The organism is Labrys sp. WJW, assembly GCF_001676615.1.
Taxonomy (GTDB): domain Bacteria; phylum Pseudomonadota; class Alphaproteobacteria; order Rhizobiales; family Labraceae; genus Labrys; species Labrys sedimenti.
Map to the genome: position 1 here is coordinate 361271 of NZ_LYXZ01000001.1, position 11289 is coordinate 372559.

The 11289-nt window shown below is 63.6% G+C and carries 10 protein-coding genes; 5 read left to right on the plus strand and 5 right to left on the minus strand.

Annotation, left to right across the window (positions count from 1 at the left end; translation table 11 throughout):
• Positions 1-17: 17 nt before the first annotated feature.
• From BA190_RS01560 to BA190_RS01580, 5 genes are all read left to right on the plus strand, one after another.
• Entirely contained in the window at positions 18-842 is an 825-nt protein-coding gene (locus BA190_RS01560; protein ID WP_068281661.1) for an aldo/keto reductase, read from the plus strand.
• A gap of 12 nt (positions 843-854) precedes the next feature.
• Positions 855-2057 (plus strand): MFS transporter, encoded by a 1203-nt coding sequence (locus tag BA190_RS01565; RefSeq protein ID WP_068281923.1) that lies wholly within the window; start codon positions 855-857, stop codon positions 2055-2057.
• A gap of 26 nt (positions 2058-2083) precedes the next feature.
• Positions 2084-2410, plus strand: coding sequence for an adenylate cyclase (locus BA190_RS01570; RefSeq protein WP_068281663.1), 327 nt, complete (start codon positions 2084-2086; stop codon positions 2408-2410).
• Between the two features lie 61 nt (positions 2411-2471).
• Entirely contained in the window at positions 2472-2903 is a 432-nt protein-coding gene (locus tag BA190_RS01575; protein ID WP_245314486.1) for a PPC domain-containing DNA-binding protein, read from the plus strand.
• 241 nt (positions 2904-3144) lie between these two features.
• The gene (locus tag BA190_RS01580) at positions 3145-4125 is read left to right on the plus strand and encodes a sugar-binding transcriptional regulator (protein ID WP_245314487.1); all 981 of its coding nucleotides are present in this window, start codon (positions 3145-3147) and stop codon (positions 4123-4125) included.
• Positions 4126-4300: 175 nt separating this feature from the next.
• On the opposite strand, the gene dhaL is transcribed toward BA190_RS01580, so the two are convergent.
• The 5 genes from dhaL to BA190_RS01605 form a co-directional block, all read right to left on the minus strand.
• Complete coding sequence (gene dhaL, locus BA190_RS01585; RefSeq protein ID WP_068281931.1) at positions 4301-6067, minus strand: dihydroxyacetone kinase subunit DhaL; 1767 nt, start codon at positions 6065-6067, stop codon at positions 4301-4303.
• Between the two features lie 36 nt (positions 6068-6103).
• Entirely contained in the window at positions 6104-7069 is a 966-nt protein-coding gene (locus BA190_RS01590) for an ABC transporter permease (protein WP_068281665.1), read from the minus strand.
• Complete coding sequence (locus BA190_RS01595) at positions 7059-8558, minus strand: sugar ABC transporter ATP-binding protein (protein ID WP_068281667.1); 1500 nt, start codon at positions 8556-8558, stop codon at positions 7059-7061. Before BA190_RS01595 ends, BA190_RS01590 begins: the two co-directional genes overlap by 11 nt.
• Positions 8559-8634: 76 nt before the next feature.
• A complete protein-coding gene (locus tag BA190_RS01600) occupies positions 8635-9579 on the minus strand; it encodes a substrate-binding domain-containing protein (RefSeq protein WP_068281669.1) in 945 nt (314 codons plus the stop codon).
• 758 nt (positions 9580-10337) lie between these two features.
• Positions 10338-11282 carry a carbohydrate kinase family protein gene (locus tag BA190_RS01605; protein WP_068281671.1) on the minus strand — a complete coding sequence of 315 codons (945 nt, stop codon included), beginning with the start codon at positions 11280-11282 and terminating at the stop codon, positions 10338-10340.
• Positions 11283-11289 lie beyond the last annotated feature (7 nt).

Consider the following 11289-nt stretch of genomic DNA (forward strand, 5'->3'; position numbering starts at 1 on the left):
AATCCCAGGAGACGAAAATGCAGACCATCAATGTCCATGGCGCCGCCATTCCCGCCCTTGGTTTCGGCGTGTTCCGCATGTCGGACGCCGAAGTGGAGCGTGTCGTTCCCGCTGCTCTCGAAGCCGGCTTTCGCCATTTCGACACCGCCCAAATCTATCAGAACGAGGCCGCGCTCGGCCGCGCCCTCCAGGCCGCCGGCGCCCGTCGCGAGGATCTGTTCCTGACCACCAAGGTCTGGGTCGACAATTATAGCCAGGCCAGGTTCGCCGCCTCGGTCGATGAAAGCCTCGACCGGCTGAAGATCGACCAGGTCGACCTCCTGCTGCTGCATTGGCCGGGCGACAAGGTCGCCATCGCTGATCAGGTCGAGATGCTGAACGCCGTCCAGGCTGCCGGCAAGACCCGCTTCATCGGCGTGAGCAACCAGAATATCGCCCAGATGCAGGAGACGATCGCACTGAGCAAGGCACCCATTGTCACCAACCAGGTCGAACTGCACCCCTATCTCGACCAGCGCACCCTCGCCGCGGCCGCCACGTCCCTGGGCGTGGCCGTCAGCGCCTATTACGGCATGGCCGACGGCGCCGTGCCTCGCGATCCGCTGCTCCAGCGCATCGGCGCGAAATACGGCAAGAGCGCCGCGCAGGTCGCGCTGCGCTGGCTGGTCCAGCAAGGCTTCGTGGCGCTGTCCAAGACCGCCAGGCCCGAGCGGGTGGCCGAGAATATCGCCATCTTCGACTTCGCCCTGAGCGATGACGACATGGCGGCGATCGGCACGCTCGCCCGCCCGGATGGCCGCCTCGTCAGCCCTCCGGGTCTGGCCCCGGCCTGGGACGACTGAGGAGGGACGATGATGAACACGAACGGTTCGGCCGCTTCAAGCGGTGCACTCCGGCAGGGGTTCAACTGGCCCCTGCTCGCCCTAGCCATCGGCGCCTTCGGCATCGGGACGACCGAATTCACGCCCATGGGCCTGCTGCCCGTCATCGCCGACGGCGTCGGTGTTTCGATCCCGACGGCGGGCATGCTCGTCAGCGCCTATGCGATCGGCGTGATGCTGGGCGCTCCGATCATGACGCTCGCCTTCAGCCGCTTCGGCAAGCGCACCGCCCTGATGCTGCTGATGGGCATTTTCACCGTCGGCAACATCCTGTCGGCGCTCGCACCGGGATATACCACCCTGCTGCTCGCGCGGCTGGTCACCAGCCTCAACCATGGCGCCTTCTTCGGCCTCGGTGCCGTGGTTGCCGCCAGTGTCGTGCCCAAGGAGAAGCAGGCGAGCGCGGTCGCGACCATGTTCATGGGGCTGACGATCGCCAATATCGGCGGCGTGCCCGCGGCCACCTGGATCGGCCAGCAGATCGGCTGGCGCATGGCCTTCGCCGGTACGGCAGTACTCGGCCTCCTCGCCATCGCCTCGCTCTGGCTGGCGCTGCCCAAGGGCGAGCCCGGCAGAGTGCCTGACGTCAAGCGCGAACTCGGCGTGCTCAGCCGGCCGGCCGTCCTGCTGGCGATGGCGACGACCGTGATGGGTGCCGGCGCCATGTTCACGCTCTACACCTATGTCGCGCCGGTGCTGGCGGACCTCACCGGCGCCTCGGATACCTTCGTCACGCTTGCGCTCGTCCTGATCGGTGTCGGCTTCACCCTCGGCAACGGCCTGGGCGGGCGGCTCGCCGACTGGTCGCTCGATGGTGCCACCAAGATCTTCCTCGCCGCCCTCGCGCTCATCATGGTGCTGCTGCCCCTGGTGCTGACGAGCCATGTCGGGGCGGCGATCGGGCTGCTTGCCTGGGGCGCTGCAACCTTCGCCATCGTCCCGCCCGTACAGATGCGGGTCATGCAGGCGGCGGCGGAAGCACCGGGCCTGGCCTCCTCCATCAATGTCGGCGCCTTCAATCTCGGCAATGCGGTCGGGGCGGCTGTCGGCGGCGGCGTCATCAGCCTTGGCTTGGGCTACGCGGCGGTTCCCGTCGCCGGCGGCGCGCTTGCCGCGGCCGGCCTGGCGCTGGTGTGGCTCGGCCGGACGCGGGCGCCCCTCGCCTGCCAGGCCTGAAGCAACGCTCACAAAGGTGAAACCAAATGAACCCTATCGCATTTCCCCTGGCCGGGCAGCGTTTCGAGGTCGACTACGGCGACCTCGTCGCCACCAATGCCTATGCGGCGGATGCCCCTTCGCTCCACTATGAGATCACCAAGGGCCCGCTGACCGGCAACAGAGCGACCGTCGGCTTCGAGTGGCGGCATCTATCCGGACAGTCCTATGCCATCTCCTGGCAGGAGGCCGACGGCTCCACGGTCGTCCACATCGACGACTTCGAGGCGGGGCGCTCGCTCGCCTTTTTCACGACGCCGGATGGCACGTTCTTCCGCCTGGAAGGCAGCCTGCAGCCGCTGGCTGCATCATAGGGGCGGCAGGCGTGGCGCCGACGGCGCGACCAGCCTGCAGCAACGGTTCAGGAGGTCCGGGATGATCGAGCACAAGCGCTACATTCAGACGCCGGACGGCTATTTCATGGTCCTGCGGCAGGGCGACGACGTCTTCGCGCGGCTCGAGGCCCTGATGAAGGAGAAAGCGGTTCCGGCTGCCAGCTTTGTCGGCTTCGGATTTCTCCGGCAGGCGACCTTCGGGTTCTTCGATTTCGACGACAAGGCCTATCGTCCGAAAACCATCGAGAATCTCGAGCTCGCCAACATGACCGGAACCTTGGCGTGGAAGGATGGCAAGCCCGCGATCCATGCCCATGGCGTGGCGGCGGATGACAACTTCCATGCCTTCGGCGGCCATCTGCTCGCGCTCGAGGTCGGCCGTGGCTCGCTGGAGATCCGGGTGTCGGTCTTTCCCACGCGACTGGAGCGCGCGCTCGATCCTGCGATCGGCGCGAATGTGCTGCAGCTCTGACAGCCAGATCGCTGACCCTTCGTTACCAACCCGATCGACGGTCTTTCCCTGGGGCGGGGCGTTCGGCGTGGAACGCGTCGTGCAAGGCGGCATATTGGGCGGCAAAGGTTGCGCTAGGCCGGGCGATGCATCGATAGAAAGGAGCGAAAACCCTGTTTCGGCACTGGATCGCCTGTGACAAGGTTTGCAACGGCTCATGCCACACGGCTATACCGAATGCCCCATTCTACAGGACCAATCCGTGCCCAGCAGCGAGATCGAAGACACCATGCCAGCCGGGGCGAATCTTGCCGAGGAGCTCGAGCGCGCCCGCGTGGCCTGGCTCTATTTCGTGGGCGGCCAGACCCAGCAGGAAATCGCCGAGCGCATGAACATCACCCGGCTGAAGGTGAACAAGATCATCGGCCAGGTCCGGGATACAGGCAAGGTGCAGATCCGTGTCGGCTTGCCGCTGAGCGACTGCATCGATCTCGCGGAGAGGGTCTCGGCACGATACGGCCTGGTCGAGTCGGTCGTGGTGCCGGACGTGGCGGACTATCTCGAGCAGAAGCGTGTCATCGGCGAGGCGGCCGGCATGCTCGCCAGTTCCCTGATCAATGGCCAGGACATGGGCGTGGGCATCGGTTCGGGCCGCACGCTGAGCTATGCGGTGCGTGCGTTGACGGCGAAACTGCGGCCGACGAGCTGGGTGGTCGGACTGACGGGCGGCGTTACCAGCGGCTCGTCGACGAATACCTTCGAAGTGGCGACGGCCTTCGCCCGTTCCCTCGGCGTGGAATGCCACTATTTGACGGCACCGATCTATTGCGCCAATCCGGAAAGCCGCGATGCGGTCCTCCTGAACGAGGAGTTGACCGACGTCCTGGCACGCACGGAAATCGCCGACATCGGCCTCGTTTCCTGTGGCCCGCTATCGCATGACACGTCGCTCACGCAGATACGGGTCGTGAAGGATCATCTCGATGCCATTCTCAATCTGGGCGCCGTCGGCGAATTCATGGGGTGCTTCCTGGATTACCAGGGCCGCCCCGTCGACCACTTTCTCAACGAGTCGATCATCGCCCTGCCGCCGGACAAGCTCAAGATAAAGCCGATCTCGGTGCTCGTTTCGGGCGGCACGGACAAGATCCCGATTATCCGGGCAATCCTGCGGGCTGGATATGTCAACCGCCTCGTAACCAGTGAATCGGTTGCCCGAGCTCTGCTACAGGGGCCACGCTAGCGCCCGGCCGTCACGAAGACGGCAGATATTCAGCTCGTGCGAGATCTCGCTGCTGCGACGTTTGTCCAGACGGTACCCGCAAGGCCGCCGGGGCAAGCCCGGCAGCGGCAAAGGTTCCGCACCTTCCAACTCTTCGGCCAGGCGGATCCTGGCGTGCGCACCGCTCCGTCGGCCCTCAGCGGAGGGCGCGCTGGCGCGCTTCGGACATGGCCCTCAGCATGACATAGGTCGACGCCGCACCCGGATCGATATGCCCCATCGAGCGCTTTCCGAGCTTGGCTGCACGGCCGCGTCGGGCCTCCATTGCAGCCGTCGCCTCCATGCCATCCTTGGCGCCGTCTCTGGCGGCGATCAGGATATCGAGTGTCGAGCCTTTTTCCCGTGCTCGCTCCAGCGCCGCGGAGACGGCGGGTAACCAGGCATCGATCATAGTCTTGTCGCCCGGTTCGGCGCGCCCACGATCCCGAATCCCCTGGCAGGCCGCGGAAAGCCAGGCCGCCAAGGCCTCGGAATCGAGATTGAGACGGTTGCCGACAGCCGTGCCGGCCCGCAGGAAAGCGGTTGCGTAAAGCGGGCCCGAAGAAGCACCGACGGCATCGAGAAAGGCCTTGGCCATGCGCTTGCATATGCCCTCGATCGCCTCATTGTCCGGCCCTTCGTCGAGGGCCTTCTGCACGGCGCGCCAGCCGACCTCCATGGTGACGCCGTGGTCTCCGTCGCCAATGACGCCGTCGAGCTCGGAGAGCCAATCCTTTTCCGCGATGATCTGGTTGCCGACATTCTGCATCATGGCCCGGAACAGGGCAGGCGTGATGTCGCCATCGGCGATGAGTTCGCGAGCGGCTTCCGTTGGCGTCGCGTCCCGATCGGCCGTCCGTTCCGGCTGGCGCCGCACCGCGCCCTTCTCGGCGACCGGATCCGTTGCGCCGACGGTCAGGGCCAAAGTCCGGCAGGGATGGTCAAGCAGGGCCTGAAGCGTGTCGTCGAGCTTCAACAGCGTCACCGAGGCACCTGCCATTTCCAGCGACGTCGCGTATTCGCCTACCCAGGATGCGTGGATCCTCACGCCGAGGGCATCGAGGCGCTGCTTGACGCGCCGGAACATCACATACAATTCGATTTGTGATGTTGCGCCGAGGCCATTGACCAGGACGCTGACGCGGTCTCCTTGCGCGAGCGAAAGCTCCCTGGCCAGATTGTCCATCAACTCGTCGGTGACGACATCGGCCGTCGCCAATTTCTGGCGCCGAATGCCCGGTTCGCCATGCAAGCCCATGCCGATTTCCATGTCTTCGGCACCGATGGTGAAATTGGGCTTGGCTGTTTGCGGCAGGGAGCAAGGACTGAGCGCCACACCCATGGAGCAGGTTGCGTCATTCGCCGCGCGGGCAAGCGCTTCCACGCGCGCGAGGGGCTCGCCGAGGTCGGCCGCAGCGCCGGCGATCTTGAACACGAAGAAATCGCCGGCAATGCCGCGCCGCTCGTTCTTGCGTTCGGGTGGTGCAGAAGCCACGTCGTCCGCCACCGCGACCTGGCGCACATTCATACCTTCCCCGGCCAGTTCCTCCGCGGCCATGGTGAAGTTCAGCACGTCACCGGTATAGTTGCCATAGAGCAGCAGCACGCCGGCGCCCCCATCGGCAGCGTGCGCCGCTTCGACGATGTGCGCCGGGGATGGAGAGGCGAAGACATTGCCCACCGCTGCGGCATCCGCCAGGCCGCGCCCCACATAGCCCGCGAAGGCAGGCTCATGGCCGGATCCCCCACCGATCACGATGCCGACCTTGCCCGCGCGCGGTCCGTCCACGGCGACGATGGCGCGGCCCGTTTCTCCTTCCACGCGCAGCAGGTCGGGATGTGCGCCGGTCATGCCCTCGATCATTTCCTGGATGATCTGGTCGGGCGCGTTGATCAGCTTCTTGGTGGAGACTTGTTCGTTCATCGTTTCTTGTTCCGCGAATTCTTCAATCATGTCCGTTCAAGCAGCTTCGCCGCGCAGATAGCGACGAGAGATGGCATCAAAGGAAATTGCCAGCACGACGATCGCACCCGAGACAATGCCCTGCCAGTAGGGCGATACGCCAAACAGGACGATGATGTTTTCGATGATGGCAATGATGCCGGCGCCGAAAATGGCTCCGATGGGGCTGCCCACGCCGCCCGTGGTGGCGACGCCGCCGATCACGCAAGCCGCGATGGGTGCCAGCACCCAGGTATCGCCGATGGATGGCTGGGCCGTTCCCAGGCGGGCCACCATGAGGACGCCCGCCAGCGCCGCGAGAGCGCCGGCCGCCACGAACACGATCAGCCGGACGAGGTCGACACGGATCCCGAGCATGCGCGCGGCGCTCCGGTTGTTGCCGATCGCATACATGTAGCGGCCGAACGGCGTCTTCACCATGACGAAGGTGGCGACGAGGAGGGCGCCGATCATCGCCGCGAAGGGAACGGGGACGCCGAAGACGTCGCCGCGGCCGAGATATTGGATGTGCTGCGGGATGCCGGTGATGGCAACGCCGCGCGTCAGGACCAGATTCGCGCCACCGTAAATGCCCGCCGTGCCGATCGTCAGGACGAGCGAGTGCAGCCGCAAGCCGGTAACGAGCAGCCCGTTGGCAAACCCCAGGGTCGCGCCAAGCGCGATGGCGAGCACCATTGCCGTATAGGGCTCGATACCGAACTTCATCATCAGGACGCCGGAGGCGATCCCGCAGAGGCCGCCTATCACGCCCAGCGACAGGTCGAGCTCGCCAAGCACCATCAGCATGGACTGCGCGATGGTGATGAGCCCGACGAAGGCGATGCCGCGCGCCACCACGGACATGTTGTAGGAGGTGAGAAAATAAGGTGAGACGATCGCCGACAAGGCGAAGATGACCGCAAGGGCCGCAAGGACTCCCGCGAGCGGATCGCGCAGGACCGTGGCAAGTGATTTAGACGACATCGGCGTTCATCTCGGTTCCAAATATGGCGCCCACCAGCGTTTCCGTGGCCGTGTCGGCCGTGACATATTGACCGGTCAGGCGCCCGTTATGCATGGTTATGATGCGGTTGGCACATTTGCGCAGTTCGGCGATCTCGGACGAAATGAGGATGACGCCGACGCCTTCCTCGGCCAGCCTCTTCATGATCCGGTAGATTTCCGTCTTGGTGCGAATGTCGATGCCCTTGGTCGGCTCATCGAAAATCAGGATCTGCGGCCGCGTGGCCAAAGCGCGGCCGATGATCGCCTTTTGCTGATTGCCGCCCGACAGATGCGAGATACGCTTGCCCATGCCGGCGGTGCGGATGCCGTAGTCGTCGATGATGGTCTGGACTGCACTGCGCTCTCGCTTCTGGCTGATGCCCAAGGGGCCGACGGTGAGAGACAGGATCGAGATACCGACATTCTCGCGCAACGACAGCTGCGGGAATATGCCGTGAAGCTTGCGCTCCTCGGACAGATAGAGCATGCCCGCCTCGACGGAGCGGGACGTATCGTTGAGCCGCCAGTCCTTGCCGGCAACCATGACCTTGCCGGCGCTCGCCTTGCGATACCCGAAGATGGTTTGCATGATTTCGGAGCGCCCTGCCCCGACCAGGCCGGCGAAACCGAGGATTTCGCCGCGGCGAAGATCGAATGAGATGTCGCTGAAACGCGGGCCGGTCAGCCCCCTGACTTCCATGATCGTATCGGTCGCATGGCCCTCGGGACGAAAATGCTCGTCCAGCGCCAAATGACGGCCGGACATGGCGCGTATGAGATCCGGCTCCGAAATATCGGCGATCCGTCCGCTTTCGATTTTCTCGCCGTTGCGCAGCACCGTATAGTCGTCGCCGATGGCGAAAACCTCGTCCATCTTATGGCTGATGAAGACGATCGCATGGTTGCGATCGAGGAAGCCGCGCATGACCTTGAAGACCCGCTCGACCTCCACACCGGTCAGCGCGGAAGTCGGCTCATCGAGGATGAGAACCTTCATATCCTTGTTCGTGGAAGCGCGCGCGATCTGCAGCAGTTGCTGATCCGAGACCGAGATATTGGCCACCAGATCCTGAGGGCGAGCCTCGATGCCAAAACGGTCGAGATAGGCCTGCGCCTCCGTCATCAAGGCACGACGGTTGAACAGCATGCCGCCATGACCCGTGCGGTTCAGGGGCATGAAGAGGTTCTCAGCAACGCTCATCTGGGGAAACAGCGTGAGCTCCTGAGGCACATAGGCGATATTTCGATAGAGGGAGGGCTCTTCGGCGGGATCGCGGCCATCGATCCTGATGGTCCCCCGCGAGGGGTGTTCCGCGCCGGTGAGAATCTTGACCAGGGTCGATTTGCCGGCCCCGTTTTCGCCGGCCAGGATATGTGTGCGCCCGAGCTCGACCTTGAGATCAACAGCATTGAGCGCAGTCACGCCGGGAAAGTCCCTGCCCAGTCCGGTGGTTTCAAGATAGGCCATGGACCAAGTCTTTCACTTTGGACGAATAAGGCGCGGGCAAAGGAGCCCGCGCCTGTCTACTCTTTGTGCGAGATACTCAGCCGCCCACGTTCTGCTTGGTCAGGAAGGCGTTGCCGGTGTCGATGAAATCGGGAACGGGCGCCCCGGTCGCCTTGGCCCACAGCATCATCACCGACCAGTAACCCTGCAGTTCAGGCTGCGACGCCGAAGAACTCTCCGCAACGCCGGTGCGGATCATGTCGAGCATTTCCGGCAGGTTATCGAGCCCGACAAGCGTGACCTTGCCCTGTTTGCCAGCTTCGACGATGGCCTGGCCGATGCCGATCGGCCCCGCGGCATCGGAGGCAACCCAGCCCTTGAGATCGGGATGCGCCTGCATGATGGCAGCGGCCTGCTGCTGCGCCGTCTGAATGCTGTCGTTGTCGATCCCTTCGGCCACAACCTTGATGCCGGGATTTTCGGCGAACACCTTGCGATGGCAATCAGCCCGGATCGCATGATTGGGCGCCGTCGGCACGCCCATCATGATGGCGACTTCACCCTTGCCGCCGAGAAGTTCGACGAGACGACGCGAAGCGATCTTGGCCTGCTCACAGAAATCCGATCCGATATGGGTGATCGACATGCCTTCGGGCGGCACGGAATCGAACAGGACGAGCGGGATCTTCTGGCCCTGGGCTTCTTCCAGCGAAGCACGATTGCCCGAAGGATCCAGAAGATCGATCGCCAGGCCATCGGGATGCGTGGCGAGCGCACTGTCCAGGATCTGGTTCTGTTGCACGACATCCGCGGACTGCGGAGCGGAATAGACGATTTCGACATTGGCGCCCGTTTGCGCCTTCAATGCCGCCGCGGCCTGCTGGGCGCCCTGGTTTACCTTGTCGAACCAGGGATGGACGACCTTCGGCACGATGACAAAGCGATAGCTGTCCTTCTTGACGGTACCGGGCGCGCTTTGGGCCAGGGCTGCAGCGGGCAGCGCGAAAGCGGCACATGCGATCAGCGTCGCGAGCTTATTCATGGAGTCCTCCCTCTATGGTCGACAGGCAGGGCAAATCCGCCTGCGGCGTGCCGTCTGACTGCAGTCAGTTCCGGCCGCCTTCAGCAATCGATACACATGTATTTTCATTTTTACAAGAGTTATAGAAGCGCATCGATAGAGGTGTCCGGGGGAGCCATCAGGCGCCACGCGGCAGGAAAGCCCGGGTCGTCGAGTTGCAGGATTTGGCGAAGGATCGGCTCGCTCTCCCCGCGGCCTTGCAGCGGCGTTTGACGTTTTCCCAGACGGGCTGGCGCCATGGAGAGCGGACACGAAGTGCCAAGCTGGAGTCCTGTTCTCGGCGCCGCCATCGATGCGGCAACGCCACGAGACGTCCATGCCAAGGCTCTGGAAATGTTGCGAAAGTTCGCGTTCGCCGGACTTGCTCGGGCTGGAGCGTTTTCCAGAAAAATTGACAGACTTTTCGATTAAGAAAACGCGTCAAAACAAAGAGCTAGTGAGAAAGTGCGATTCGAAGAAATCACGCTTTGCTCTCGGCGCCGGATGCTTCGAGACCGTTTCAATCCGACGCCGGCCGTTGACCGGGGTCATATCGCCCGGCCGTACGGCAGGCGCGGAGCAGACGGCCTGCGGATCCTCGATGGCGAGGATCCGAGCCTGGCGGCCAGCCTTTCGGCAAACACCCCTGCTCTTCCGAACGAGGCACATTCTTGCCCGAGGCGGCCGTCGGCTTCGGAGGTCGTAAAGGGCCGGATTCCCGGCACGCTTCCTTTTCAGTTTCAGTGTTTGATCGGCATGGTGTTCATGAAGGCCAAGGTGTCCTCGAACGACCGAATACCTGCATCGGAGCCGAGCCCCGTCGCCACCAATGCCGCCGATGCCTGGGCAAAGTTCAACGCTGTTTTCAGATCCATCCTGCGATGCAGGGCCGTGATGAAACCGGCATCGAACGCATCGCCGCACCCGGTCGTGTCCACCACCTCGATCTGGAAAGCCGGTTGGCGAACGATCTCGCCGTGAGCGTCCATGAAGCACACGCCATCGCCACCCAGCGTGAATACGCAGTGTTTCACGCCGCGATCGAGAAAGAACCGGCCCGAACTCTCGATACCGGACGTACCGGAAATCTGCCGCGCCTCCTCGATGGAGGGCATGAAGTAGTCGATATGGGGAAACAGGGGCGCGATAAGATCGAGCGTGCCGTCATTGGCGCCGAGCAGGTCAAACGTTGTCGTGCGCCCGCGCGCTTTTGCCTCGGCCAGCAATTTGCGGCTCGGCTCGCCGTCAAGCTTGGCCAGCAATCCGGTACCACCCAGGTGAATGATCGGCGGAGCCAGCACTGCATCAAGGTTGCTCTCGGCGACCTCAAAATGATCGGAAGCCCCTCGCGCATGGAGCGCCGGTCGGTCGCCATTGCGCCGGATATTCAAAATGGTCGCCGATGTCGGCACGCCCGCCAGGCGCTGCATCTGGGCCGTATCGACGCCGAAACGCTGAAGTGTTGCAAGAACGAAATCTGCTTTCTCGTCATCGCCCACGGCACCGACCGCAAGGCAATTCAGCCCGAGCTTTGCAAGATCCACCACCGTTCCACCGGCGGTACCCGCAACCGTCAGCCTGATTTCGTCAATGAACTCCACATTGCCGCCGGCTGGAATGGCATCAACCGGCCGCCCGAGCACGTCGAGAATATACAGCCCGATGACCGATACATCATGAGACATGGAAACC